Source organism: Paenibacillus sp. FSL H7-0716 (assembly GCF_038002705.1).
Lineage (GTDB): Bacteria > Bacillota > Bacilli > Paenibacillales > Paenibacillaceae > Paenibacillus_AQ > Paenibacillus_AQ odorifer.
This window is the reverse complement of record NZ_JBBODA010000027.1, coordinates 54,410-80,788: the sequence shown is the minus strand read 5'-3', so window position 1 is coordinate 80,788 and position 26,379 is coordinate 54,410. Positions and strand designations below refer to the sequence as shown.

Sequence of the window (26,379 nt, the reverse complement as noted above, 5' to 3'; positions counted from 1 at the left end):
ACGTTAAATGTAAGCTTCGTTGACGCCATATGATTCCCCCTTCTTGCTTTTAATAAAATTAGCTATGCAGCACTCTGCATAGCTAATTACAATTCTTATGTAGTGGGGCTCATGAAGTTTGATTTACTTAAAACTATATTAGAATTTTTGCGAATTCTTAACCGCAGCGGAAAGATCTTTATACTTTATAGATACATTATTCATATGATCTCCAAGATCCTGAAGCGACTCTGCAAATTTATCAAATGTCGGCTTCAATTTTTCCACCTTATCTGTAAAATCTTTTGCTGCATCATCTTCCCAAACACTGTTAAGATTTTTCATCGTAGTCATAACTTTTCTAATTAAACCGTCTACTTCCGTACCGTAATTTTTAATTATTTTCGCCTGTCCAGCTAATCCATCATAACTCAATGTAACTTTGGTTGTTGCCATTATTAACCTCTCCTTTAAGTGATTTTTTTATATAAAAATGAACTTAAAAAATACTTTTTAACACCCCAAAAGATCTTTCAAGTTCATTATTATAGCTCCGGTTTCCTTTATATAATTATCGGTCTTCAATGATATAAAGTTTATATTTAAATCCATTTAAAGATAAATAAAACATTTAAGTTATTTTTTTCTAAAGTTTATTTTGCCTGCCCCTGATAATCATTTCGTACAGAGTAATCTGATTCAAACAGAATGATATCCCCAGAGGAAAAAGAGAACGTTTGCCCCATTTCATCTGTGCTCCCAGTCATCTGACCTTCAATCGCCCACATGTTAGCAATAGGTGCCTTGTAGCCTAAAATACGAGTGTCGGCATCCCCATTTTTAACCGTATAAATTTCGAAATTTACCAGGATATAGCCGCCAGTGATAAACTCCTGCTCATGCCCATCTAGTGCCCCTCCATAATGATTCGCCAGGGTGACAATGTCTGTTCCTTTATGCAGGATGTAAGGGGCTATCGGCAGGTTGTATTCTCCGTACCAGTGTTGAACGCTCCGAACCGCCGCTATCGGATTCACTCCATTAGGGATATCAGTCGGCCCTACTAAGGTTCTCGATTTATAAGGTAGAAGCTCTAGGTTATAGCCTGTAGCGATTTTAGTTTTGCGCTTTGTATATTGCTGATAGAACTTCAGCCAAGAGGTGTTCTCCCGCTCCGCCTCGGACAGTATGTAATTGTACTCATAGCTTGCTGCCGTCGATAATTCACCACTCGATATATTTCGCAAGCCATCCGCCAAACGGTAGGTCCGAGAATAACTCAGCTTATCCTTGGAAGAGCCGACTCCGATCATTTTATTATTCGAACCGGAGATATCATAGTAAAGATCGACAGGTGTCGCTGCACCTCCGTTTTTCGGAATAAAATAGAAGCTTGGCTCGATCCGGATACCCTCGCCCGGCTGCCAAAGGTTCCCGATGGTCCGGAAGTCAAACAAGAAGGAATAGCCGTTATGCGGTACCGTCCGTTGCTCCGTAGGATGAGAACCCTTGCGGATCGGCAGCTGCCACTGTGGTTGTCCGCTTAAAGCGGTCGGTATGCCATTCTCATCATTCCCTCCCGTATAGTACATCGTGTTGCTATGCTCAAGTGTCCCCACGCCAGTTCGAAACACCTTCTCAAACCGAAAATCACCGATGTCCCAAATCCGAAAATCGAACAGTCGACCGACGACCCCAATATTAAAACTCTCCGAAGCGCAGTAATTCGTCAAATTACCGTTCAAGTTCTCCTCGCAAAGATCCGATCCATCTGACGGGGCGTTTATAGCCCAAGACTGCGTATAAATGGTATAGTCGCCTTCATTCACCCAGGTTGGCATAGTAAAGGTCATGGACGGTGTTCCAACAGGGATGTAGATCCAGGTATTCTCTGGGTAATACTGGCTGCCCTGAAACACACCAAACGGAAATTGAATTCGCTTGTTTTTCGTGTATTTGGCATAATCCCGGTTGCCGTACCCAGGGATATTGAGATGCTGGCCACTCTCCGTAAAATGTATGGTGAACGGCCGATCCAAGATCAGCACTGCCCTAGTCATGTCCGGTGTCATACGTTGATCGAATGGGCGGTTATCGTCTGGAAGTAGCGAGTAGTTGACGACCGGTGTGTGCACGGTGACGGAGTTAATCGGAGAGATCAAAAATTCCTGATCTCCGTTTCCCTCTACGTTCTCCGACAGCATCGTATAATAAATGGTACCCGTGCTGGTTGTATTCTGCCGATTGAGTAAACCACTATTGATCATCAACTGGCCCTCGTAAAGCACCTCGTCTCCGATGATTTGCGGATCAGGAATCCTCCCTGGGGTGGGCCCGGTCTTGTTAGCAACGGTATCATCCATAATCGTTTCCCCGTTAAATACTAGTCGGTCATTCTGCACCTCAGGATCTTTGGTCTGCATTTCCGCAAGGTCTGTGAGCACGTCTGTATCATCAACATCGTCAGGACCCGGTTCGTGGTCTCCACCATCTACCACTTCTGGCTTGAATTCTATCCCTCCCGTATCTTGGGGAACAACATGGTCTTCTACTTCTGTACTATTGGTAAGCTCAAGCGTCGGCGAACCATAATTATTAGAATATAGAGTGACTTCTCCTCCAGGCAGCGCATAGTTCTCCATCTGGGCACGATCGATTTGATAAACAGCTAACTGATCTACCTGCCAGTAAGTATATTCTTTTGGAGTCAAGTCAAAGGTATAGGTCTTATCAAATTTCCCTGTTTTAGGAAGCGGAGCTTGAGGAATCGATGTTCCATTTGGTCCTGGAAGATTCGGCTGCGCTTCCTCCCACTTCGTCGGATATGTAACTTTAACACTGCAGGAATAACGAATCTGACCTGCCATATTGGCGAAGGTATGTTCAAACAAATAGTTCTTTGCCCACACATTGGAAAATAAATTCTCAGAGGTGGGGATCCCCACCGGTGCATCAAAATGGCGTCCATTTGCTGTATCATCACCTAGAATTGCCCCGTTCGCATCCGGTTCCATAAATGACGTTTGCGGAGCAGCGATCTTGTTTGGCGGATCAATAGTATACTTACATTCGCCTGAGCCTTCTCCCTCGGTGGGAGGGCCACCAACTTTTTTGTAACTGGCCACCATTTTGACTCCACCTACATAAACCTTAAAATTACGCTGAACTAAGCTGGGATCATTCGAAGCTTTACTTTGAATATATAATTGATCGCTTGGCCTCAGAATCGGAGAAAGCCAAGATTGGTTAATTTGATATTCCTCTCCCTCGTATTGAACGGTCAGGGGAAAAGACTTTACAATGTTATAACCAGCCTTATAATTACCAATTAATTGATCGCTCACCACGATTCCGTTCGAAAGTTTAAGAATCATATTAACCGGATAATTTTCTCCCTGAAAGGGAACTGTGACATCGAAATATTGTCTCAAATCTTCTGGATGAGCCCAACTCTCTGAGTGTTTAATATCATACAACGTATGATAGGGTCCAGAAACTTGGATTGGGTTCGTTCTGGAACCCGTCACTACTCGCATTATGGCGCTAGCGTATAATGGAGTGCCTTCAGAGATGACTTGTTCCGCCTTAGCTTGTCCAATAGCGGCGAGCACTTCTGCTTTAGTCCATTCGAAGTTTGTAGTCACTATCCCATCTACAATAGTTTCTGATTTCACATGCCCCCCGCCATTATCTTGTAATTTAATACGTTGATTAGAAGGCAATGAGGTAGGGTCGCATTGCACTTCACCTCCATAGGCTCCAGAGGATGCACACGTTGGTTGGGTATGAATATACCAACCTACCGTCTGGAATCTTATACTCGAAGAGGCTTCATTGGAAGTTGTTGTATAAAGAAATGCCCCATCTTTAAACTTGGCCATAAAGGCAGCCTCTACAAGACTTATAAAAGGTGAAAACAATAAAGAATTTATTAGAATTAACAATAGACAACCGAGGCATTTACGCCGCATCTTTCATCACTTCACTTCATGAAGGGTAGTGTTTTCAAACAAGCTTGAGAGTGCATCTATATTAAAATGCTCACCTACTATAGGATTATAGTAATTCGTAGAGATACTTAAATCAGCATAACCCTCATACCAGACCCCTTTTTTTAATTTCTCGTGAAGTCTGAATTCAGCAAGTTTGAAGTATACGTCATTAAATAAATCCTTATACTCTGTAAAACTATTAATTCTGAATCGGAACATGGATCGAACACGGTAATCCCCGGTTCCTGGGTAATACAACACGGACGATTCAGGGTCAATTGCCCCTTCAATTTGAATCTTATTTTTCTTCACCCATTCGGCATATTCTTCAATTTCCTTCTCCCGGATAGAAGACGATTGATTCTCGTACTTAAAGGATTCTTTCGCATAGCTTGCCGGATTAATCGTTTTATAATCCACGTTCAACCGTAGATCAAACCCAATTTTCATACGTTTAATGATTTTGGCCATATCTTCACTCGTTAACTCTTTTTTGCTAAACACCTGCGCTCCAGTCTCAGCATCCCCAGCAGAGTAGTTTATGGTATGCCTCATTTCGTACATTTCATTCGGGATGTCTTCCAGAATGTATGGATAATCTTTATAGTTCTTAGGTAGGTTTGTCGTACGTATTTTCCTTCCAAAATAATCAAGTTCCCCTAAATCTTTACCCGGCGTGTGAATGTGCACACTTTGAGAAAATTCGTCCACCTCCACTTCTGCGGATAACAGATTAGAGACAACGGTTAATGGAATCATCGTCATTCCATCTTTTTGTACAACCATAGCACCAAGCGCTACTGGTTGCCCGTTCACTTTTGCAAAAGAAGAACCTACTGTCAGTACAATTTTGTTTTCTTTTTGCTGCAGAGTTAACGTTTTGTTTGCTGCATTCCAGTTAGCTTGTGTGCCGAGTTTTCCTGAAATCATGCGGAATGGGATCATAGTCGTCCCATTTTCTGAATAAGGATGTCCCTTTGTCAGTGGATATTTAATGCCGTCCATGATGACGTTCACTGCTTTGGCAGCTGTTCCTGCCGCTCCCGCTGTAGTAATTAACAACACTAAGCTTGCGAACACACAAATGACTATAGTCATGCCTCTTCTTGCCTTCTTTGATCTAATAATTGCTGATAGACTATTAAACTTAAAATTCCTCATGTTCTCACTCCTCCACAATGAAACTTTTTTAATCCGATGACCCTATTCTCCATATTTATCCAAATCAAATCTTTTACTCCAACATCTATCACCTAACCGCACAATCCTCAATAAAATACCCTTTTCGAGCAGCCTCCTCTGGATCGAACAGACTTTCTATAACAGTAACCCCCGGGGGTACACAGCTTTCTCCGTAAGCAATATGTCTCCCTGCTGAATTCCGGGTACCTATCAGAACCTTTCGTCGCATTACTGCCCCACTACCTAAGGAATATGCATCCAGCAGTTCTCCCCCAGGAAGTGGATAACCTTGAATAAAAGCCATGATCCCTACATCCTGTATGGATTGCTCCTGCAAGCCACGGGGAAGGGTGAACTGAATCGACAAGCCCATTCGTTTCACCAGCTCTAAATGTCTGTTAATGGCTGTTGCCAAGTCTTTTTCAACGAGTGATGTGATCGTACTCTGCCGGATTTCGTGAAATAGTTCTATAGAGGTCAGAGGATTAAGATTGGTCTCAGCCGCTAGGGTTGTATACTCCCCCTCATAGAATTCATTAGAGCTAGTATCATACACCCGCGCATTGTCATCCAAAGTGAAATAAAGCAAATTGCCATTCTGAAGCTTGTAATAATAGGGACGCTCAGGCCAACTCACAGGCTTAAGTTCATCCTTCCCGCTATTACTAGCCGTGTCGTCCAAAGTAACCAACGTATAGCCGCTATATCCAAACATCACCAGTGCGGGTATATGCATTTTTAAATTGTTCATTTCAGTCTGGTTGTTCTCCAGTCCAAATTTCAAAGCTAAATCACTGTAAAAAACACTTAGCACATCCTGATCCAGTTGCAGTTGGCGTTCCCGCCCATAGTGCACTGCTGTGGTAGTAGGCTGCTGTTCCAGTCGTGACAGATAATCACCAGCATCATCCACCGCGGCTTGAAAATCATCCGAATAGCGTTTATACATGTCCTGATTGAAGACCTGAAGATCTTCTCGAGTGTCGCCCATAAGAACAAGAGGAACGACCAGAATTAGAAAAACAAGCACAACACTAAGGGGCTTCACTTCGGACCATCCCCCCATACTTCAAATTGACCGGAATCATTTCACTATGAAAAAGCAACGCTCGCATCCGTGAGGCAAGTGTCGTCCCTTCAGATTCTAACCGGACATTGAACAGATCGCCTACATGCATGGTAAACCTTCTACCTGGATCATCTGCAGCCAGTAAAGTTCCTGAATGCGGATATAAGATTTCCAAAATATCCTTGCTGAAATATCCGTCATATCGGACACTAAAGCTGTTCTGGAATGTAGAATAATCATCAGGATTCGTATATAAGGGCTGTAAATTCTTTTTGTAATACTCCATTTGCACTTTAAAAACACCATATGAAGCATCCAAAGAATGAAGAAACAGCTCATAATCGGAAGTATCCACGTATCCTTTAGCACGAACGGTATCCACGAATTCCACCACAGCCGCATTGACCGCGAGCTTAGTATTCCTCTCTACAACTTCGGATTGACGGAATGCCGGATAGACTCCGAACACAAATGACAACAAAATTATAATAATTACACCTTTCAGCGCGTCTGCCATGCGGCTCCTCCTTTCTAGCGGGTGGCGGAGATTTCCGTAATCATCTCATCGGTTCGCGTGACTCTTAACTGATAAGCAGCATCAGGCACTCCACGCAAATCCACTGCTGTAAGGTCCGTTTCCTCATTAATTGCAATGCCATCGATATATAAAATATATTCCCCCTCCAGTGCTGGAGGGATCATACCGATGACCTGCTCACCGCTAATTTTGTTCAAATCACCTGTCCCTTTGTAAGGTGCTGCTGCAACTGCCGGCAGCTCATAGTGCCTGTTTGGAACAGCACTCTCCATCTCCAGCCGCAAAAACGTAAATCCGCCGACAGCAAACAAGATCCAAGCAAAGAGGGTTAGTAGAAATTGAGTGCTAGTTTTCATTTAGTGGCTTCATCCTGATTAAATTCTATTAATCGAACCTCACCATTCTTATCCCTAAATACTTTTGCCTTAAAAAGAGACTGCGTATTTACATTGCAATTTTCAGCATTTTCAACACCTGTTTCGCTTTGATCCAGCATCTGAGACACACTATGTGATTCCACTGACGACTCCTTAACAAAACCACCTTCAGGATTAGTGTCACTTACTGTTGGAATGCCATAATAAGTTTCATAAGTATTTTCTGCATAAAATCCTTTCGTATTTACTCCAGTCTTTATCAGAATGGAAAATTGCGGACGTCCCTTATATCTCATTGCTGCATTAATAACATCCTGGCCAGAGACGTTCTTGTTATCATAACTGTTGAACTCCGCCTGATTAATCATTTGAGTCTGGGCCAGGGTCTGCTCCTGAGCTCGAATGAAATAATTATTAATGACCAGATAAATACTCACACCTGCGGCAATAATCAAAATTGTGACAATAATACCAATCACCCACTTCAATCCGGTCGAAATATTCTCCATGATGGCTCTCCTTACCGCTTATTTTTAAATTTTAAAAGTCGAATATAGATACAATAAATTTAGGGCTGTGTAAATACAATTAGCCTGACCTCTTCGTTATTATCTCTGAAAATCTCAGCGTGGAAGCGTCCCAGAGTATTAATGTTACAATCATCATTTTTTATATCCAGCATTTGAGAAACACTTCTGAATCCTCCAACTCCATCTCCATCTTTAGACAAGTCTACACTCCCACTAGAAGCTGGAACTGGATATTGAGCTCCATAAGTATTTTCCGCATAAAATCCTTCAGTTTTATTCTCCCCTGTATAAATCTTAATCGCGAACTGCGGACGTCCCTTATACCGCATTGCCGCATTAATCACATCTTGGCCGGATACATCCTTGTTATCATAACTATTGAATTCCGCTTGATTAATCATCTGGGTCTGGGCCAGAGTCTGTTCTTGTGCGCGGATGAAGTAGTTGTTGATAACCAGATAAATACTGACACCTGCGGCAATAATCAGAATGGTAACAATAATGCCAATCACCCATTTAAGTCCGGTCGAGATATTCTCCATGATGTTTCCTCCTCACCTTATTTGAAGCTAATTTTTATTTTATTGCTCTTAACGCATCTACTCCGCAACGAAAAAAATAGCTGCAATCCGCTCATTTTTATCTTTTATCAGCTTCGCTCTATATCTAGCTTGCGGACTAATATAATATTTTCCTGAAGCATTCGAAATTTCTTCTTCATCTACACCACTTTCGGCTCCCTCCTTGAACTTCGCTCCGGAATAATCAAACGCACGGCAATAACCTTCTCCGCTTGGATTCATGCTAAATCTTCTTTCTGCCTCATTCTGACCATTGGCATAAGGTTTCTCAACGTATAGGCAGAAGCTTTGCTGCGATTCGTACCTCCGATAAGCTGTGAGAATCTGGGAGCCGCTGACAATCTGATTGTCAAATGCAGAATATTGCTGCTCCGAAAGCTCCCTAGCCTGTGCCGCTGCCTGGCTATTCGCCAATTCGACAACTGGCTGTGTCTTCCCCCACAAAAACAGACCGGATGATATAATGGCCAGCGTGATCAGAATCGATATCGTTGTTTTCAAAAAGCTTGCTATATTCTCCATGCCTGTATCTCCTTCACATTTTGCCAGTTACAACAGTCAGGTCACCCAGCTGCTGGAAGGCCATATAGACGAAGGGAAGCAGTAAATATAAGGTGAACGTTGCCTGCATCGGCAAGAACCCAAACATTTTACCCAGTGTACTTTTCCTGCTGATGACCTTCTCATAGTGCTCCTTGCGTTGATCCATCGCGAATGCCCTCTCCGCATCCATATCATCAAACGCCTTCTTCACCGGAATCAGATCGGCTGCAACCTGCAAGCGGTCTGCGAGCCGTTCAAGGGGAACGAACCGTGCGTCCTCCTTCAGATTCTCAATGGCGCTCCAGCCTCCAGCCTCATAATCCAGCATGCAGCGCAGCAGCTGCCGCTCAAAAATGTAGCTGTAACGATGCAGCCACTCTATCATTTCGTACACGCTGATATTCGGAAATTGAGACAGCATCATTGAAAGCGTGTTGAAGCCATCCACCTCATTCTGCATTTCCCACTTTCGCAGCTGGGTACGAATGATTAAGTAAGCATCCGGAAGATAAAACCCTGCCACCGCCAGCCCAAAAGCCAGCAAAAGTTCATACCATTTGTAGTACTCCTCATGATATTGCTCTACCCTGTTCATTAACTGTGCAGCATAGGCATTCTGGTTCAGATTGTTCTGAAGGAAAGACTTATTCTCCGCTTTCTCCTGAATGTAGGGCAACATCTGATCCGGTGTAATCTCCTTCGCTACCAGTTCTCCAATTAAAGTCTGCTCAAAAGCGTACCGTTCCTCGCTCAGCAGCTTCTGAGATTCTGTCTGATTGCCCCCTGTTGTAATCTGCTTATTGGGGTGCAAAATGTTGTGCTTGATATTGGCATGGATGGAAAATTGAAGCGATACGATCAGCAGAAAGATAACTACTGCCGCTAGTGTTTTCTGCAAAAAGAAGGCATGTTGCGACAGCCCAGAGTTAGCATCCTTCAATTTGCCGGCTACCTTGAAATGAAGAGGCTCATGTTCTGCCGGAGTGATCCGATCCACCAGTTTGAAAATCCATTTTTTCTTCAGGATCCGATTTAACCACTTCCCCTCATCTTTGATAGATTGAGTGTCTTCATCCACACCTTTGAGAATCCGCAGGGCAATAAACGATATTATGAACGTGATATAAAGTAAGATTAAAGAATATAACCCCCAGGCCGAATTGTAGTAATTAGATACAATAGGAAACATTCCCTCCGCCCAATTGCGGATTGGATCCAGCATGAATACCGGCGAAATGGCTACAAAAACAATACCGTATAACAAACGATCGATTCGCTCACGGCGATTAATATCCATATGAATCTCTTCTCTGATATTGCCAAGCATCGATAGATAAATCGAACGCTCCCCTTTATGGATATCCGCATCACCATATTCACCTATTTTGTAACTCACTCCAGCTAGTTGCTTCATATAACGGTTAGGGGCAATCTCATAATATTTCTGCAGTTCATCTTCCGGGTCCACCGCTGCCAGAATTCCAGCAATCTGCCGAGCATGCACGGCTACCATTGGTTTCGAACGTTCCGCAGAATTCTCCAAGCTGACTTGCACCATATGTGTCTGATGATATTCATGGCGAATATCCAGAATCATGGACGATTGGTCATATAACATCTGCTTCACTAAACGCCCAATGAAGAGATCGCTAAGGACACCTCCAAGATAAACTGAGACTAGCATAATAGTCGCACGGCTTACCCACGATGAAGTCCAGAGGAATGAACTCAACGAAATGATCAGAATACAAGCAACAATCATTAACGTTAGCGCAGCCGCACGACTTCTGATCATAATTTCATTGCCTGCATGAACCAAGGTCAGACGCGAGCGCATCCGGTGAAGAAGTTTCTTCACTAATGGCAGTTCATCAAGTACCGGATAAGTTTTATGGGCCTGCTCCAACCATCTTTTTTCCTTAGTTCTCGTTGGCAGCAGAGCCTTTAGCCGCCTTTGCTCTTGATATTGTGTTCCCTTCAATTTACGCTGCACTATATTAAGCAGGACAAGCAGGACAAGCAGTAGCACTCCTGAGGTTCCCAAAATAATCAACAATAGGTTTTGCAGATTCATGCGGATTGCCCCCAATACTTCTCAAGAAATGCAGTGAATTCTAGTGCATCCTCTTCATCCATATTTTTGCGCATCTCATCGATTTTACGGCTGCTGATCGGATGTTTGGCCACGTATTCTCCGGCTTCCCACACAATGACATCCTTATAATCATAGGAACGCCGATCTGTCATCCGGCCAAAATATTCGGTCACGGTATCCATAAAAGCATCCAGCTTGTCCGTAATATTCTCAGGATCCTTGTAGTTCTGAGGATATTCGAACTGGGGATCTGCCGGGATAATCTCTGTAATCCGTTCGATATATCTTTTCCCAGCACGTAGTACCAGATGAACGTTGAAACCAAGCGCCTCAACAACCTGAACCTCAGCAATTTTCTCATTACTGAAAGCTCCCGATGCGATAAGACTGTTGCGCAAAGCGCTGACCAAATTGGGCAGTGTTTTGCCGTGGTGTGTAAACAATGTATATTCAGAAGCTACCTGGGCTGCCTGAATCACATAACTGACCACACTATGAGTAGCCGCCTCTCCGACGATATTCACAGCGCCATCCGTTTTTTTCTGCACATCCAGCCCATCCTGCCCACTAACAGAGGGTGTTTCTCTAAAGGATAAAATATTTTTACCCGGATACATTTTTCTCGCCCAGATCTCGAAGGAGGTCTCCTGGATCCGGATATTCTTCGCATCAATATATTTGATCAGTGCCTTAAGCAGCGTTGTTTTCCCCGAGCCCTGTCTGCCAGTAATGGCAGTGACCTGATGGCCCAAGATGAGAAAAATAAGCATATCAATCGCAAGCTGTGCCCCTTGATCTTGGATCTGCTGATCCAATTCCACGAGCGAATCGTTAAATTTGCGGACAAAAAAAGCCCAGCTTTCAGCCATTTTGGGCCGCACAACCACGACCCGGCTGCCATCAGCCATATCGTTGATGATATAACCCTTCGATTCATTTAATTGCCCAGGATTACCAAACCCATAGATATTTTGGCAAACCCGCTTAAGCTCCTTCTCAGAACCAAAACTTAAGAATTCCAGGTGAAGCGACTTTCCGCGGTAGAACGTCCACACCGCATCATAGGATTGTGGAATAAAATGCTGCTGCTTCGTATATTCCAGAAAATCTGTAGTCTGCACGACATCAGGAGGCATGCCACTTGTTCCTCCATTAACTCCATCGATGTTCTGATCTCGAAGCTCATCAATAACGCCGAGCCCCTTATAAATTTGATAAGCTCTCTGAACAATAATTTCAATCTTGTCCTGGATGGACAATCTCGGCTGCTCTGACTGATAGATATGGCGGATCTGTTCTTCGGTGATCTTATACCCCTTAGATCCATCAGGCAGTTTTTGCAGTGTGTCCAGGCTATATTTGCTTACTATTACATTAAATGCATTCTGACCATGATCTTTTTTGAAAACATAAAGCAAGATATCGAAGCAATCCTGTGAAGTCAATCGATTCGTATGGCCGAAGCTGATAATCTTATCTACATTTCCTTCATCCAGACCGTAGGTCTGAACTAATAGATCCTTCATATAAAGCTTCACATATTTCTTAGCGGAAAGATCGCCGTGCATGCAACTTCGGAGCGCTTTCTGCAATTCCCTTCTCCGCGCCTTCCGACGGTTGTATTCCTCCTCACTTGGGCTTCCTTCATAAAGAGAGGCAGCTATAATCTCCTCAAAAGCCCTTCTCAGAAACTGCACGATTTCATTCATATCATATTTCAGTTGGACGGAAGGTGGAGCAGCATCCTTACGTCTGCCCAGCCATAAGTACAGGAACACTCCAATAGCTATCAGGACTACAAAGATCAGAATCAGATTAATCATTCGCAGCATCCACTTCCGATACTGGAGAAATCTCCAGCATCCGGAGAATAAGCTGTCCCATATGTCGTACCGCCTCAGTGAAGCTTCCGTCCTCACTAAACTCCAGAAAACGGGATTTAGCTTCTCTTGCCTTCAATAAAAACTGAACAAAGCGCCGTTCATTTTGAGCATCCATATAACCAATATGATGTGGGATAACACCTACTGCTTTTTTCTTCAATTCATACAGCTTAATAATTCTCTCTTTATTGAACCTGGAGCTGCGCTCATAAGCCCCAATACAATAGAGGACGGGCTTATGACTCGGCACAGGAGCTTTGTTTTTGTTCAAAAAATAGGAATCCAGACTTACCTGATTCTGATTTAGGTTAACCACAATCAAATCTGCCTGCTCCATAACCAGAGACACAACCTCCGGATCATCTTCGGAGGAGAGGTCCACAAATAACAAATCATAAAACCTGCGATAATCCTTGAAGATATGCGGAAGCAAGAGCTTTGTCTCATGTTTCTCAGCACTCATAGATCCACTAAGCAGTTCCAACCGATCTTTAAGAATGGACTCTGCATGATCTCTAATGCCTTCAGGTGTAAGCATTCCACACTGCACTAATCTCTCAATCGCATCCATACCACCTGTGGTCTTCGCAGACTGAAGCGTTGTTCTTGTCTGTGAGAACAAATGCTCAAGCACACCTTGCTCCAAATGCGTATGTGTCATTAACACGCGGATATGATGATCTAGCGCTATGGTAGCCGCAACAGCTGCCATATTCGAAGTTGTTCTCCCCTGCCCTTGAGCAGGTCCCCAGAAAGCCACTAGCACAATTACCTACCCCCGTTTCCTTGCATACTGCCACAGCTTCTTGATGTCTTGCTTTGGAACATCGCAAATTTCAATCAAAAAGTCATTTACAGCTTCGGCAAAATCCTTATCTACCTTAAGATCCACCCTTCCATCATGGACCCAATTAATTCTTCGCTCCGGACTACTGATGTAACTGATTTTCGAAGTAATTACTGGATAATATTTATCCACATACTTCAGCCCAAGTCCGCATTCTTCTTCTATGACAAGCAGTACAGTAGGCATCCGTTTCTGATCCAGCAACTTATCTACGTTCTCCATAGCCTGACGGTCATAGGTGGTCGCGAAGACAATAATCTCCTCCTCAAGACCCTCAGGATACCCATGATGCCAGTCATACAGAACGATATCCGGTTTGTCAGCTACGGTTGAATCTGCAATCTTTATACCAGACACTTCGCCTTCAAAATACTGATAATTCCTGCTGTTATCCGAAATAATCATGACATCGTTGTTGAAATAACTTTTCAACAGAATAGCCGCTGCCAGTATGAAATCATGCTTCTCGCAATCCCCTGCAACAACAATGTGCAAATTGGTCACTCTCCTTTCAGAAGACTGTCATCTGTGGCTGCTTCTTTATTCGTCACACCCGTTGAACTCTGGTCTGCACTTGAATCGATCGGCGCTTGATTGGTCCGATCTATCACTCCGTTCACGGATTGGCTGTCATCAACTTTTGCAGCCTCCTCTGCTGCCGCCGCTCCCTGCACAGCCTTTCTCTGGATCACACCACTGCCGCTTGGTGCCTGTGCTCCCACACGAATTCTATCTTCATCCTCCATAACTTCGAGCCGTTTCTCCAGTTCCTTACGAAGATTGGCAGCAAGACTCCACTTGGCCTGATCTATAATGAACGGATTATCCTTAATTACTCCAAGTACATCCAGATTAGGGACATAATTGACTACAGGTTCAGGCTGAAGCTCCGGTTCTACGTACTGTTTCATATAAAGCTCTGCGTTATTTATGTATGCATCCACCAGGGCAGCTTGCAGGAGCTGTGCTTCTTCTTCATTGTCATTAAAAAATGTATATTGATTCGCTAAATCTACGTCCTTCAGCGACTTCTTTCCTACTACTATGTAATCCTCGCCATTTGGGAAAACTATCCGAATATCTACGACATCTTTTTTCGTTAACCGAAGCGGCAGTTTAATATATTCAGTCTCTTCTTTTCGTTCTGAAGGCTCCAATCTCGCTTCATCACGTACCATTTCAGTAGTTACCGCTGTGCCTGATAATGCATCAATCTTCAAGTACTTACCAACAATTGCTTTAGACTCGCTGATCAGATTATCCGGTGAGGAGAATTTGGGTAGCTTCTCTTCCATTACATCCTCAGCAGTAATCACCTCTCCAGCTAGCTTTGGAGATATCAATACATAGGCTGTTTGGGATTGGTCCATATAGCGCTGCAAGACTTCATCTTTATCATTCAGCTGTTCTTCATAAGCTGCCCGCTCGTCGATCAGCTTAGCGTTATAATGGCGATAAGTTGCAAACCATACCCCGGATGTGGCAACGGCAACAAGACAACCTGATAGGATCGTATATCTCAGTATTTTTTTCCGCTTACGTATTGCCACTTCAAGACCTCATTTCCATCCCTATTTAATTTTCCCTGTCGATTTTGCGGCTGCGGCCGCCGCTGCCGCTGCTGCCCGTTCGGAGGCTTGTCTTTCAGCTTCCTTAATTCTGGCTGCCTCTGCTCTCTCTTCCTCCACCTGCAATTTATCTGCATAGTTCATCATATTTGATTCAATTTGGGCTATGGCAGCTTTAAATTCGTTCATTTTCTTAATCCATTCCTCACAATGCTGCTTAAACTCTTCCCCACCCAAATCTACCCAATAACCAGACACTCCAGTGATTGCCGCTCTCATCTTATCGCTGCACTCCTGGGCAGGGGAGAGAAGTCGATGGCAATCAAAAGCAATGCCTCTAACCATACCTGAATTCATACCCAGCCTCCTGATTTATAATTACCTGCTCTCCGGAACGAATGAAAATCCTATGCCTATTAACAACAAGGTCACAAATAAGACCATTCCAACAATTCCCCAGAGCAACGTTTGCTTGCGAAAGAGCTTTTTCTGAACGGTCAGCAGCTTCATTACCCATTCAACAGCCGCTTTATCTGGATACAAAGGATCTTGATGTGCAGGCATCAGAGTCGTTTGAATTTCTGCAAAATCCTTTTTCAACATTTGTAATACTTCCTGATGTCCATTTTCCAGCAGTAACCTGCACCGCTTGCGCTCATAAGGGTTAAGGGTGTTCAGCTTCTCTTTCAGCAGTTCATACTTCCACATAGCCCCGTTGCCTACCAAAATAGGAATTTGCGAGTTCCACCACAGCTCGAGTCCGCTAGTGCCCTTCCGCTCCCGATGGATATCCACCCATAGAATGATATGCGTGAACTCACTGGCCAAAAGCTCCGAAATATCCCACGAATACCCTCTGCGATAGAAAGTGACTCCTTCATATTCGAACATGGTAGAAACCGAATCTTCTTTCTCACCCTTAAAAACAATCTGTTCAAGCGAACTGATTTCGGGCCTGTCATCTCCGCACACCAGAGGCTTCCAGCCCAGTTCTGCCAGACCCGCAGCCAGCAGAAAAGCCGCCGCACCTACATCTTCTTCCCCTCCGACACCACAAACTCCGATGACAAGTGGTACATTGCTGCCTAGAATTCTCGTACTTGCTGCTGGCATCGACTCTTCTTCTACCGGAATAGATTGTTCCAGACTCTCCAGCGTTTCCGCTCCGGCTAATGACGGGGTCTCCTTTCTGGCCGGAGGCCCCAGTCTAGGCGGGGTTGATCCTGCTGAAGAGCGAGGAGCAACGGAAGGTCTCCTGTTGGCGGCATCTGCTACAGTTCTGGAACCGGCCGCCACTGGCTGTGGACGGGTAAGCGACTCCACCGGTCTCGGAGGAGCAGACGGTGCCTCTTCCACTGCCGCGTCAGAAGCTGCTCTTGATGATGAGCCTTTAAACGATGCAAAAAGGCCTTTCTTTTTACCCAGGATATGATAATAATCCCTAGTAGTTTTTTTCTCTTTGATCCAGTTCAGAAGATCATCGCCCTGGAATTCCGTAGTGAACTGAAGATCATGTATGTTCATATTTACAAGGGTACGTATAAATTCAATATCCGTTTGCAGCACCGGGTCTAACTGAACAATCAGCCGCGTATGTTTAAGATATTTCCGGATCAGTGTCATGAAACTGATAATATCTGCAGCCTTGACCGGTGTGCCCAGCCCCGCACCGCCCTCCATAATTACAATGGATGAAGGATCGACTTCCTTGCTGCTGAAACCACTTATAAAACTATGTAATGTAGAATGTTTACCGGAAATTACATAACCCTCATGCTCCAGCGACCTGGATAGCAGCATTATAAGTTCAGGCGAGCAGACTAAGTGTACGCTTTTCATAGGAATCCTCCTTTACGATCTCCCAGCTCAATAGGGTAAAATACGAACTATGGCTCCGTCCCCTTGTATAATCTCTGCGAGAACAGCATGCGGCCCCAACTCCATCCATTCTTCGCCCGTACGGCTGGCTTCACATTTAAATTCCCAGTTATCCGGAAGCCAGTTGGCTTGCTTAAGTAGCTCGATACATTGCCCTGTAGAAATAGAAAGAGAGACTTCCAAATCCAAATACTTCTCTCTTTCACCTTTAAATACAAAAGTAGTCAGTGCAGTTGACATAGTCTGATCCCCCAGATTTGTTAAGCTTCTTGCAGCCAATTACATAACTCATTTACTACTGCAGGCAAGGATTGCGTGGTTTGACTGACGTCTTCTTCCACCCCACGCAGCAGCCACATTTGTTCTTCATGAATCAACAGGTTCAGTTCGCGAATCACCTGTGCCTCCTCAGTAATGCATTGGATTTCTGCCAAGGAAGTTATGAATGCACCTGCTTGAAGAGATTTCCCCACCCACGTTTCAAGATCTACTTCTTTATTTATCGCTTTTTGTAATTTTTCTTTATCGCTCAATTCCCACACTAAAGGGATTCTTTCAATGACCTGATACATCAGCTCATGTAGTGCATAAATCTCCTGAAGCTTATAGGTGTTACTTTCCGGCTGTTGCTCAAGTTCAAACCAAACTTCATCCTGAACAAAATAGAAGACCTTGCAAGTCTGCTGATTTGTATGCATAAGCTGGCAAAAATAAGATTTGCAACTGGATGCAACAGCGATACCTCTATGAAGCACTTCATTCACTTTGGCGAGCCCCACAAAATCAACCTCTAAATATCCCTTCACTTCCAGCGACCTCATCTGTGTATCCATTAGGGAGCGTAAATTGCGCTCCGATTCGCTTTTAAGATCGATTTCCAGACCTGGAAAACTGGTTCCTCCTATTAAAGCAGTTAAATAGATAATTTCTAAAGGATGCAATTCAAATATTTCACGAGCCGGCTTCATCGCTTTCTTCACCTGCTTATCTATAGTTCTGTAATCATTTTGAGGCGTGAAATGGATCCCTCTGTTAGCAGCATCGCTTCAGTATTGTCCAACACCTCGTTCAGCTCATGGTATTCCAAACCCTCGAGTAGTGGAGCATAAGACAAATGATCGTTGGGTCTTCCATCGGACAACAATGCATGTCCACTGTTAATCAGTTCACCCGCAAAATCAGTGACCAAATGCATTTGATTCAGTTCAAACGAATCGCTGCCGACCAGCAGCATTACACCAAGTCCACCTCCAAACCTTGCTATACGCTCCAAATGATCCAGTGAATCATTCTCCATCAGATCAAAAGCGGACTTAAGATGAGGCATTACAATGACAAGAAGCGGGTACTTAGACAGAATATACTCAGCCTCGTCAAATTCTTCGCGGTTTTGGACATCTGCAAAAGCTTGCCGGGCATCATTTTTCCTTAGTTGCAGCTGATCCACTAAGGATTGTGTGAGCTGTAAAAACTCTTCAGCCGTACTCATATAGCGGGTAATCGTTGAACTAACTTTCAGGCTTGGTATACTGACAACACCACTGTCAAACAGATGGAATTCCATGGTTAATTCGCCTGCCGATTTATCAAGAACTTGTATTAGGGCGTTAAATCTAAAGTCCACATGCTTCTGAGTATTATAAGACACTACAAAATTGCTAACCTGCTTTACATTAATCTCTACCGGAAGTGTAGTATCCCAATCCAGCCCAAGCGGAACCAGATAATTCCCTTGCGGTTGTTCTTTAGGCACGCGTTCCAGAAGCTCTGCCAGTGAAAGCTTGTCCGGGATCACTGAAATTCCTACAGGATTATTCACACCTGCCACTGCTTTCATCTCCGAACTAATCCGGCGAAGAGAGGCAGCTATCTGATCATCCGAGCTGCCATCCACAGGAAGCGCGGTATGAAATTCCAGAATCCGGTTATCTTTGAGCAGTCCGCGGCCTACGGTATTCGTTGGCTCCATCCCTTCTGTTCTGCCCAGAATACTGGAATAATCCAATCTATCAGACATTTGATATACTAGAGCCTGCTTAATATTCTGGCTGATTCGGTAAGGATAAGAGTTTACAGCATTGGCAGCGAACACGAAGTATATCCCGTAATTACCGCCTTCACGCACCAACTTGGAAAGCTCTAAGATAAAGTCATCATAGGCTTCTGAGAATCCTGTGTAATTATCGAGCAGAATAACAATGTAAGGAACCTTCTCTCCAGTGGCCGCACTGTAAGAGACCAAATTGCTGATTCCAAGCTGAGAAAACTTACGTTTGCGTTCATCCAATTGGGACAACAACCAACTGATCAGTTTTCCAAGCTTTTGTTCATCCTCTGGAAAAATAATATCCCCTACATGTGGAAGCTCGTGGAATACTCCCAAGGTTCGTGTACCAAAATCCAATATATAGAAATGAACGTAATCAGGTTCATATTTCAAGGCGAGGGACATGATAATGGTCTTTAACAGCGTTGTCTTACCGCTGCTCGGTGCTCCATAAACCAGTAAATGTCCGTCCTGATTAAAATTAATATCCAGATTGTATTGCTCCTGATCTGACGGATTATCAATTCGTCCAACGGTGGCAATAAGATTCTGATCTGGCTGCTTCCATGATTGCCCATCCCAGATCTGATTCTGATCCATAACATCTGCTAAAGTCATGGTCTCCGGAAGTGGAGGCAGCCACAGCTGAAAGGCCTCTCCGATCGATTGCTCAACAGAAATGGCAGCTATATGATTAACCACAGCCTGCAGCTCACTCAGTTGCGAGGCATCATCACTGTTTTTCCCCTTCGGAATCAGGGCTCTGCGTTCACCACTTAGTGAAACGATATCCATCTTGGGACTTCCAGCCTGATCTGTCTCCCCTGCCTTATAAGGCGCTCCGCTCCAGGAGGATTGGAACAGAGTGAATACTTCATTATTACCAACTTGCAAATACCCACGGCCTTTTTCTTTGATCTCTGCTGCCTCCGTGCGTTTTAGCATCTCCTGACTATCCGAAGGTGTCTGGACCTTCAGACATAATTTGAATCTGGAGTTACTCCAGATCTGGTCATCGACTACGCCAGAAGGTTTTTGTGTTGCCAATATTAAGTGAATCCCCAAGCTTCTTCCGACCCGTGCCGCACTGACCAGCTCTTTCATAAATTCCGGTTGATCTGATTTAAGTTCTGCGAACTCATCCACCACTATGATCAAATGCGGCAAGGGAAGGTTAACTTCCTTATTGCGGTAAAGAACGATGTAATTATCAATGCTGGTCACTCCGGCTTCACTGAACAGTCGTTGTCTCCGTAAAAGCTCACTTTTGATGGAGGCAAGGGCCCGATTGATCTGATTACCACCAAGATTGGTGATTGTTCCCACCAGATGTGGAAGCCCAAGAAAAGCATTAGCCATTCCTCCACCCTTATAGTCGATCAGTACAAAAGCAATCTCATGCGGATGATAATTTACCGCCAGACCCAAAAGTAGTGACTGAAGCAGCTCGCTTTTCCCCGATCCGGTGGTGCCGGCTACTAGACCATGTGGACCATAGCTTTTTTCGTGCATATCGAACAAAAGAAATTTACCACCTGCCCCGAGGCCCAGAGGAATGGACATGGTACGGTTAGCCTGGTTTTTTGACCAGCGCTCCATTACGTTTAGAGACTCTACCTGCTCAACCTCAAAGCTCTCCAGAAAAGTAACCATTGGTGGGATATAGCTGTTATTTTGACCTTCTTTAATTCTGAGTGGAGACAAAGAACGGGCAAAAAACTCCGAATTTTTTTTATCCAGGGAATCGGCAGTAAAATAATCAGCTAAATGACTTAACAGCTGATTAGTATCTTTGCGAACCATCCCCTTACCGTCCTTAATTTCCAGAATAGCTTGGCAATTCAGCGGCAGCGCAACATCAATCTTTTCCGATGTAAAAATGCTGGTCACCCCAAGTGAAGCATTACCCAAGAGCAAATACTTCATCATATCCGTGCTGTCCCACAGTTCAGGAGCAAAAACCAGAAAAACATAATGTGGGGCCTGCATTGGCTGTAGTCCATAACCATTCTTGCTGTTTTCTTCTCTTTTTCTAAGCTCCGGAAGTAATTCATCCGCAATATTGGAGGCATCAAAGGATGTTGTAGCCAAACTTCTCTGGCTTCGATTTTTATTCCATGTATGGGGCAGCCATTTTAACCATTCCCAGTGTTCCAGATCATCAGGCTGCATCACGCATATTACCCTTACATCATCGTAGCCTTGGTGTGTTGTTAAATGAACCAGAACAGCATTGAGGAAATCACGAACCTCCTGCTGTTTACCGTATATTCCGAGCGTATTAATACTCCTTAACGGTATGTAGACTGGAATGTCTCGTACAAAATACATCTCTTCGCATATTTTACTGGCGATTTCTTCAAGTGGGTTGTCGTCATCAATTGCTTTCGCTTTTGAGCTATATGTTGGCACCAGAGCAATCGGCTGGATTCCAGCACCAACACGGAGATTCAGAAAATCATCTTCAATTCCTGTTTTTTCCCACAGCTGCTTGCTTCTCCCCCGTACGATTTCAACACAAGATTGAATACTTGGATGGATATATGTATAGGCTTCTCGCTGCATACTCGCGGCACTTTGTAAATCATTACGAACCTGAAATAAGTAGTTGAGATATTTCTTTTCAAGTTTTTTGTTCTGTTCATGATGTTTTTTCACACTGGATTTATAATTTAAAATTGAAACCATGACCGTCAGAACAGTCATACCCATGGTTGATATCAGCATGGTAAATGACCTGGTCAATGTTGACATAAATATAGAGATGACTAACATCCCGATGGGGGGGACTATAATCGTCAACCATGAGAAGGTTGGTTTTCCCGATGGCCGGGCAGGATCCTCCAAAACCATTTCACCTTCCGGGTAATTTGGTTTAATTCGAGGGGTTCTTTGTACCTGATTGGTTAGCATTTCTTGAGCACTCATCTTTTTCATCACCACTGGATAGGAATTTTGGATTAACAAGAAATAATAGTGTAAATTTTAAATAATTTATAAATTATTTTCCAATTTAGGATATACATACTGCATTATCGGTTTGGAGACTGAATAGTTTATATTTTCCATAACATTTTTTGCTAAAATGGTTCAAAGATCCCCAATAAATAACCATTATTTTCATAATAGTAAAATTACTAGTGTATATAGATCCAGTTCTAAGGTCACCTCATCGTACTTTTCTTCTAGTTTAATTTAAGACATTTGGCACATTTACTTTTTCAAGGTTATCCAATACTCCTGTCCGCTTCCATTTCTAAATAGAAGATTTCAAAGCTTTAATTTAAAATCAACATTCCATAATAGATCCTATGAATCAGAATATTTCTATCAAATTGAAGGAAACTTATGCTCTTAGAAGGAATTTAACTTGGGAGAGAACCAGGAAATCGCTGCTGACTCTAACTATTTCTCAAAACAAATAAGCAACCTCGTAAGAGGCTGCTTGGTTTCAATAGTTTGACTACGATTTGTTATGTATGCTCTAATATAAATGAAGGGTGGAGCTGCATGTTATCATTTTTACTAACTTTAAAACGTTTATTCTCGGGCTTATGGAAAGCGCTCAAACGTAAAAATTTCCAAGCATTATTCTTATTAGTTTTGATGACGCTGTTGTCTGGAACCATTTTTTATGTCAAACAAGAAGGTTTGTCTGTCCTGGATGCTATTTATTTCTGCGTTGCAACGCTTAGTACCTTAGGTCATCCAACATTTGTTCCCCAGACAGCACTTGGAAAAATATTTACGATCGTTTACATTATTGCAGGCACAGGGCTGTTCTTGGGAATGATCGGGTATATCGCTTATGAACTGATCAAACAAACCGATAAAGATAACAATTAAATAATGGAATCCAAAACTCGTAATAGTATTAAGAGCCTTGTTAGCCGAAGCTAATGAGGCTCTTTCTTTTCAAATAATCGCTTATATACTAGTCCATAAATCACTAATATTATAGTATTAAATGCATATTTGTATAATCTGCTGAGCCAACTGATTCACTTTAATGGGTTTTAGATCCTTGTTGAAAAGACCTACAGCTTGTACAAAAGGAACCATGACAACCGCATCAGGACGATCCCCGTAAACCAGACTTGGTTTTACAATGCCGATATTTTTGCCGCTTGTAAGGGCGATATTCTCTCCTCTATGCTTGGATTCAAGAAACGGTTTATTTTTAAAGGGCATTCCCATCCGTCCTGAAATATAACATCCCTTGGGTATGTTCAATCTACTCATAAGCTCAACCATAATTTTTACCGGCTCAGCATTTAGCTTTTCAAAATCCTCCTTGCTGTTTGCTGTAGCAGTGCCGACCATATCAACGATGGCATCCGCTTGTTGAGGTAACTTACTAATGTAAGAATCGATATCAAAAATATCGACAGACATCCATTTTATCCGATTGTGATTAACGAGGCTCGATAATAACTTTCCAGGCTTTCCGTTTCGGGATACGCTGATGATCTGCACCTTAGGATCTTTTCTTAGCCATTCTTCCGACAAATGTGTTCCGATATAACCACTTCCACCTAACAAAATCACATTTTTCATCTCATGTCACCCTTCATCATCATTTATAGTTTTAGGATCTGATTCTGCTGAATCCTTGATGAACTCATCGATATGGTCAAACAGCCTTTTGAGTCTGAAAATATCACTTTTAAGTACATCCAAATAATAATAATTTTTGGTGCCTTCCTGATCAAAACCAATCAAATTAGCCTCTTTTAATACCTTTAAATGATGAGATACGGCTGGTCGGGATAAATTGGTTCTTTGTGTCAGCTCACCAACTCTAATTCCTTTTTCGCAATCACTTTCACCTTCAATCAAAGCAATAATGATGGATTGACGTGTCTCATCTCCAATGGCTGCAAGAGCTTTACTGCATTCCCCAAATTCCTCAGCCAGATTTTTTAAGCGTTCTTGTCTGTCCATAGGCTGCCTCCTTAGGTTTAATAGTTTAATCATATGAACTATTGTATATTAATTTTCGAGCCATAATTCATCGGTAAAGAAAATCAAGACCATTAATATTCATCTCTACCGATCCTCAAATAAATAAAAAAGACCGGCCTATTAGAGCGTCGAAAATTATAGAGCAAATTTGTAATAGATAAATTTGCTCAAAAGAATTGCCCCCTATTAATTCATGGTGTAAAATATACTTTCGTTTAATTTGATAAAGGGGGCTTTTAATTTTAATGACTTTATTTCTTACATACGTTTTGCTCGGCTTTTCCATCGCTCTGCCCGTAGGTACCATTACCATTGAAATGACCAAACAAGGCTTAAAAAATGGCTTTATGCATGGTTGGATTGTTGGCCTCGGGGGAATGACTATTGACCTCTTCCTAATTCTAGGCTTATACCTGGGTCTAGCCTCTATTCTTTCCATGCCTATCATACAAGTAATTATGTGGTTAGTTGGAGCTCTGTTCCTATGCTACGTTGGTTATGACAGCATCAAGAATGCAGATCATGATATTTCCGTTGGAGGAGAGAAGACGTCCAAATCACTGTTCTCTTCTTACAAAAATGGGTTGCTAGTGGCGATCTCACCAGGAAACCTGGTATTTTGGGTTAGTGTCTTTGGTACCGTATTGTCCGACTCCTTTGACCGTACTAATACGGGCAGCTTTTTGCTCGTAGGATTAGGTATCCTGATTGGTATCCTGCTCCATGATATTGGCCTGATGACGATTGTATCCACCACACGAAAAGCAATGAACCGGACGGCTATTAAATGGGTGACTATCAGCGCAGGTGTTGTATTAATCGGTTTTGGAGGGTATTTCTTCTATCAATTCCTGCGGAGCCTCCATATTTTCTAACATAAAAAGCCGTTCTCTTATAAAAGAGAACGGCTTTTTATGTCTTTTCAAAACTGTATCAAAATTCCGAATCCTAATCTCTCCTCCTAACATCGTTCGCACCCTTTTGGAAGAGCATATTAATAAATCTCCATATCATTCAAAAGTGTTGGTTGCCTGCGCATCCGTCAGGATGATCAACCCGATCTTTCCGTCCTCATTATAGGTTGTTGAAAGCAGATATTTGGCTCTGAGTTCTTTTTTGGAGAGCGATTTAAAATCTGACGTATTTTCTTTTACTAGTTTCTTTGTTTCTGTATCGTAATAATACTCCAAATATTTCAAAGATTTCATACTTTCCGAAGCATTCTCTATCGCATATTTCTCTCCATATAACTCTTTAATTCTCTCTTTGTTCGTACCAACTTCAGCTCCTCGGGCAGTTTTATATGCCCCCTGAGATTCTCTTTCCAATGTTATGGCTACAGCCTTATCATGTCTGTAGATTACACTCACTCCTGAATCATATGTATACCAATTGGAAATTCCTTCATTTCCAGTCCCCAGAACCTTCTCCGCATTCTTACGACTCATGCCATAGCTGACTCTTTCCCTGCTGTTATCTACCTTGTAAATGGCCATATCCTGGTTGGAGAAAGTATCCGGCTCCATCTTAGAGACCTTAGCATTACCACTGCTGCAAACTGCCAGTACAAGAAGTACAGGTATTAATACTAATAAGGTATAAATTCTTTTACTTTTCAATAATTTTCCTCCTCTAGTTATATTCGCTAATATTAACACAGTAAATTTTAACCAACCAAGTAACTATCTAATAGAAAAATAAAAAAGCCGCCAAAATGGCGACTTCTTCTTTGAGTCAGAACACCCGCTTCTGATTCCGGTCATCAATAATAATCTGCACGGCTTCTTTAAACCGAATCGCATGGATAATCTCCCGCTCCCGCAGGAACTTAAGGCTATCCTGCAGGTCCACGTCATCCGTCATGTCAATCAGCCACTGATATGTAGCCCGAGCCTTTTCTTCAGCCGCAATGTCCTCATAAAGATCAGCCAGCGGGTCACCCTTAGCTTGAATATAAGCCGTTGTAAACGGTACGCCTGAGGCATTATTATAGAACAAGGCATGATCATGCGCTGCAAAATGTGGACCTAATCCAGCTTCCTCTAATTCGCATACCGAAGCATCCTTCGTCAGCTTGTAGATCATCGTGGCAATCATCTCAAGGTGAGCGAATTCCTCGGTTGAAATATCGTTCAACACGCCAATAACTTTATCTGGAATCGTGTACCTTTGATTCATATAGCGTAGTGCAGCGGCGAGCTCTCCATCTGCGCCTCCGTATTGCTCACTCAAATAACGCGCCATCCGGACATCACATTTACCCACCCGTACCGGATATTGCAGTTTTTTTTCGTATATCCACATT

The 26,379-nt window shown here is 43.0% G+C and carries 25 protein-coding genes; 2 read left to right on the top strand and 23 right to left on the bottom strand.

Annotation, left to right across the window (positions count from 1 at the left end; all coding sequences use genetic code 11):
- Positions 1-138 precede the first annotated feature (138 nt).
- From MHH60_RS25580 to essC, 19 genes are all read right to left on the bottom strand, one after another.
- Positions 139-435 carry a WXG100 family type VII secretion target gene (locus MHH60_RS25580; RefSeq protein ID WP_076135786.1) on the bottom strand — a complete coding sequence of 99 codons (297 nt, stop codon included), beginning with the start codon at positions 433-435 and terminating at the stop codon, positions 139-141.
- Between the two features lie 197 nt (positions 436-632).
- Positions 633-3,860 (bottom strand): DUF5704 domain-containing protein, encoded by a 3,228-nt coding sequence (locus MHH60_RS25575; protein WP_081389015.1) that lies wholly within the window; start codon positions 3,858-3,860, stop codon positions 633-635.
- A gap of 96 nt (positions 3,861-3,956) precedes the next feature.
- Positions 3,957-5,132, bottom strand: coding sequence for a copper amine oxidase N-terminal domain-containing protein (locus tag MHH60_RS25570; protein WP_081389016.1), 1,176 nt, complete (start codon positions 5,130-5,132; stop codon positions 3,957-3,959).
- An 88-nt stretch (positions 5,133-5,220) separates the two neighbouring features.
- Complete coding sequence (locus MHH60_RS25565) at positions 5,221-6,201, bottom strand: hypothetical protein (protein ID WP_076135788.1); 981 nt, start codon at positions 6,199-6,201, stop codon at positions 5,221-5,223.
- Positions 6,188-6,739, bottom strand: coding sequence for a hypothetical protein (locus tag MHH60_RS25560; RefSeq protein WP_076135789.1), 552 nt, complete (start codon positions 6,737-6,739; stop codon positions 6,188-6,190). Before MHH60_RS25560 ends, MHH60_RS25565 begins: the two co-directional genes overlap by 14 nt.
- A gap of 14 nt (positions 6,740-6,753) precedes the next feature.
- Complete coding sequence (locus tag MHH60_RS25555; RefSeq protein WP_076135791.1) at positions 6,754-7,116, bottom strand: hypothetical protein; 363 nt, start codon at positions 7,114-7,116, stop codon at positions 6,754-6,756.
- Complete coding sequence (locus MHH60_RS25550) at positions 7,113-7,646, bottom strand: hypothetical protein (RefSeq protein ID WP_076135792.1); 534 nt, start codon at positions 7,644-7,646, stop codon at positions 7,113-7,115. The genes MHH60_RS25555 and MHH60_RS25550 overlap by 4 nt, the downstream gene beginning before the upstream one ends.
- 59 nt (positions 7,647-7,705) lie before the next feature.
- Positions 7,706-8,209, bottom strand: a complete 504-nt coding sequence (locus tag MHH60_RS25545; protein ID WP_076135794.1) for a hypothetical protein — start codon at positions 8,207-8,209, stop codon at positions 7,706-7,708.
- A gap of 57 nt (positions 8,210-8,266) precedes the next feature.
- Positions 8,267-8,770: a hypothetical protein gene (locus MHH60_RS25540; RefSeq protein ID WP_076135795.1), complete on the bottom strand. Its 504-nt coding sequence runs from the start codon at positions 8,768-8,770 to the stop codon at positions 8,267-8,269.
- Positions 8,771-8,783: 13 nt separating this feature from the next.
- Positions 8,784-10,865 carry a hypothetical protein gene (locus MHH60_RS25535; protein ID WP_076135797.1) on the bottom strand — a complete coding sequence of 694 codons (2,082 nt, stop codon included), beginning with the start codon at positions 10,863-10,865 and terminating at the stop codon, positions 8,784-8,786.
- Entirely contained in the window at positions 10,862-12,718 is a 1,857-nt protein-coding gene (locus MHH60_RS25530) for an ATPase, T2SS/T4P/T4SS family (protein WP_239498768.1), read from the bottom strand. The genes MHH60_RS25535 and MHH60_RS25530 overlap by 4 nt, the downstream gene beginning before the upstream one ends.
- Positions 12,702-13,535, bottom strand: a complete 834-nt coding sequence (locus tag MHH60_RS25525; protein ID WP_143766715.1) for a hypothetical protein — start codon at positions 13,533-13,535, stop codon at positions 12,702-12,704. The genes MHH60_RS25530 and MHH60_RS25525 overlap by 17 nt, the downstream gene beginning before the upstream one ends.
- A 6-nt stretch (positions 13,536-13,541) precedes the next feature.
- On the bottom strand, positions 13,542-14,111 hold the full coding sequence (locus tag MHH60_RS25520; protein ID WP_076135801.1) for a hypothetical protein: 570 nt from the start codon (positions 14,109-14,111) through the stop codon (positions 13,542-13,544).
- A 5-nt stretch (positions 14,112-14,116) separates the two neighbouring features.
- The gene (locus MHH60_RS25515; RefSeq protein WP_076135803.1) at positions 14,117-15,166 is read right to left on the bottom strand and encodes an SAF domain-containing protein; all 1,050 of its coding nucleotides are present in this window, start codon (positions 15,164-15,166) and stop codon (positions 14,117-14,119) included.
- Positions 15,167-15,187: 21 nt separating this feature from the next.
- Positions 15,188-15,541, bottom strand: a complete 354-nt coding sequence (locus MHH60_RS25510; protein ID WP_076135805.1) for a hypothetical protein — start codon at positions 15,539-15,541, stop codon at positions 15,188-15,190.
- A gap of 21 nt (positions 15,542-15,562) precedes the next feature.
- Positions 15,563-17,023 carry a hypothetical protein gene (locus MHH60_RS25505; RefSeq protein WP_076135807.1) on the bottom strand — a complete coding sequence of 487 codons (1,461 nt, stop codon included), beginning with the start codon at positions 17,021-17,023 and terminating at the stop codon, positions 15,563-15,565.
- Between the two features lie 27 nt (positions 17,024-17,050).
- Positions 17,051-17,302, bottom strand: a complete 252-nt coding sequence (locus MHH60_RS25500) for a hypothetical protein (RefSeq protein ID WP_076104573.1) — start codon at positions 17,300-17,302, stop codon at positions 17,051-17,053.
- A gap of 20 nt (positions 17,303-17,322) precedes the next feature.
- Entirely contained in the window at positions 17,323-18,030 is a 708-nt protein-coding gene (locus MHH60_RS25495; protein ID WP_076135808.1) for a hypothetical protein, read from the bottom strand.
- 20 nt (positions 18,031-18,050) lie between these two features.
- The gene (essC, locus tag MHH60_RS25490; RefSeq protein WP_076135809.1) at positions 18,051-22,037 is read right to left on the bottom strand and encodes a type VII secretion protein EssC; all 3,987 of its coding nucleotides are present in this window, start codon (positions 22,035-22,037) and stop codon (positions 18,051-18,053) included.
- Positions 22,038-22,619: 582 nt separating this feature from the next.
- On the opposite strand from essC, the gene MHH60_RS25485 reads away from it, so the two are divergent.
- The gene (locus MHH60_RS25485; protein WP_076124810.1) at positions 22,620-22,955 is read left to right on the top strand and encodes a potassium channel family protein; all 336 of its coding nucleotides are present in this window, start codon (positions 22,620-22,622) and stop codon (positions 22,953-22,955) included.
- Between the two features lie 117 nt (positions 22,956-23,072).
- On the opposite strand, the gene MHH60_RS25480 is transcribed toward MHH60_RS25485, so the two are convergent.
- Both MHH60_RS25480 and MHH60_RS25475 read right to left on the bottom strand, forming a co-directional pair.
- Positions 23,073-23,666, bottom strand: coding sequence for an NAD-dependent epimerase/dehydratase family protein (locus MHH60_RS25480; RefSeq protein WP_076135811.1), 594 nt, complete (start codon positions 23,664-23,666; stop codon positions 23,073-23,075).
- A 6-nt stretch (positions 23,667-23,672) separates the two neighbouring features.
- Positions 23,673-24,053 carry an ArsR/SmtB family transcription factor gene (locus MHH60_RS25475; RefSeq protein WP_076135812.1) on the bottom strand — a complete coding sequence of 127 codons (381 nt, stop codon included), beginning with the start codon at positions 24,051-24,053 and terminating at the stop codon, positions 23,673-23,675.
- 266 nt (positions 24,054-24,319) lie between these two features.
- Between MHH60_RS25475 and MHH60_RS25470 the strand changes: the two genes are divergently transcribed.
- The gene (locus MHH60_RS25470) at positions 24,320-24,949 is read left to right on the top strand and encodes a LysE family translocator (protein WP_076135814.1); all 630 of its coding nucleotides are present in this window, start codon (positions 24,320-24,322) and stop codon (positions 24,947-24,949) included.
- 135 nt (positions 24,950-25,084) lie between these two features.
- Here the strand turns inward: MHH60_RS25470 and MHH60_RS25465 are convergent, their stop codons facing one another.
- Together MHH60_RS25465 and MHH60_RS25460 are read right to left on the bottom strand one after the other, a co-directional pair.
- Positions 25,085-25,693, bottom strand: coding sequence for a hypothetical protein (locus MHH60_RS25465; protein WP_076135816.1), 609 nt, complete (start codon positions 25,691-25,693; stop codon positions 25,085-25,087).
- Positions 25,694-25,808: 115 nt separating this feature from the next.
- Positions 25,809-26,378, bottom strand: a complete 570-nt coding sequence (locus MHH60_RS25460) for a manganese catalase family protein (RefSeq protein ID WP_076135817.1) — start codon at positions 26,376-26,378, stop codon at positions 25,809-25,811.
- Position 26,379 lies beyond the last annotated feature (1 nt).

What these genes read in the sequence shown, in the direction of transcription:
- MHH60_RS25580 (WP_076135786.1), bottom strand. Translation starts at nt 435, where the DNA reads ATGGCAACAACCAAAGTTACATTGAGTTATGATGGATTAGCTGGACAG.
- MHH60_RS25575 (WP_081389015.1), bottom strand. Translation starts at nt 3,860, where the DNA reads ATGGCCAAGTTTAAAGATGGGGCATTTCTTTATACAACAACTTCCAAT.
- MHH60_RS25570 (WP_081389016.1), bottom strand. Translation starts at nt 5,132, where the DNA reads ATGAGGAATTTTAAGTTTAATAGTCTATCAGCAATTATTAGATCAAAG.
- MHH60_RS25560 (WP_076135789.1), bottom strand. Translation starts at nt 6,739, where the DNA reads ATGGCAGACGCGCTGAAAGGTGTAATTATTATAATTTTGTTGTCATTT.
- MHH60_RS25555 (WP_076135791.1), bottom strand. Translation starts at nt 7,116, where the DNA reads ATGAAAACTAGCACTCAATTTCTACTAACCCTCTTTGCTTGGATCTTG.
- MHH60_RS25550 (WP_076135792.1), bottom strand. Translation starts at nt 7,646, where the DNA reads ATGGAGAATATTTCGACCGGATTGAAGTGGGTGATTGGTATTATTGTC.
- MHH60_RS25545 (WP_076135794.1), bottom strand. Translation starts at nt 8,209, where the DNA reads ATGGAGAATATCTCGACCGGACTTAAATGGGTGATTGGCATTATTGTT.
- MHH60_RS25540 (WP_076135795.1), bottom strand. Translation starts at nt 8,770, where the DNA reads ATGGAGAATATAGCAAGCTTTTTGAAAACAACGATATCGATTCTGATC.
- MHH60_RS25535 (WP_076135797.1), bottom strand. Translation starts at nt 10,865, where the DNA reads ATGAATCTGCAAAACCTATTGTTGATTATTTTGGGAACCTCAGGAGTG.
- MHH60_RS25530 (WP_239498768.1), bottom strand. Translation starts at nt 12,718, where the DNA reads ATGCTGCGAATGATTAATCTGATTCTGATCTTTGTAGTCCTGATAGCT.
- MHH60_RS25510 (WP_076135805.1), bottom strand. Translation starts at nt 15,541, where the DNA reads ATGAATTCAGGTATGGTTAGAGGCATTGCTTTTGATTGCCATCGACTT.
- MHH60_RS25505 (WP_076135807.1), bottom strand. Translation starts at nt 17,023, where the DNA reads ATGAAAAGCGTACACTTAGTCTGCTCGCCTGAACTTATAATGCTGCTA.
- MHH60_RS25500 (WP_076104573.1), bottom strand. Translation starts at nt 17,302, where the DNA reads ATGTCAACTGCACTGACTACTTTTGTATTTAAAGGTGAAAGAGAGAAG.
- MHH60_RS25495 (WP_076135808.1), bottom strand. Translation starts at nt 18,030, where the DNA reads ATGAAGCCGGCTCGTGAAATATTTGAATTGCATCCTTTAGAAATTATC.
- essC (WP_076135809.1), bottom strand. Translation starts at nt 22,037, where the DNA reads ATGAGTGCTCAAGAAATGCTAACCAATCAGGTACAAAGAACCCCTCGA.
- MHH60_RS25485 (WP_076124810.1), top strand. Translation starts at nt 22,620, where the DNA reads ATGTTATCATTTTTACTAACTTTAAAACGTTTATTCTCGGGCTTATGG.
- MHH60_RS25480 (WP_076135811.1), bottom strand. Translation starts at nt 23,666, where the DNA reads ATGAAAAATGTGATTTTGTTAGGTGGAAGTGGTTATATCGGAACACAT.
- MHH60_RS25475 (WP_076135812.1), bottom strand. Translation starts at nt 24,053, where the DNA reads ATGGACAGACAAGAACGCTTAAAAAATCTGGCTGAGGAATTTGGGGAA.
- MHH60_RS25470 (WP_076135814.1), top strand. Translation starts at nt 24,320, where the DNA reads ATGACTTTATTTCTTACATACGTTTTGCTCGGCTTTTCCATCGCTCTG.
- MHH60_RS25460 (WP_076135817.1), bottom strand. Translation starts at nt 26,378, where the DNA reads ATGTGGATATACGAAAAAAAACTGCAATATCCGGTACGGGTGGGTAAA.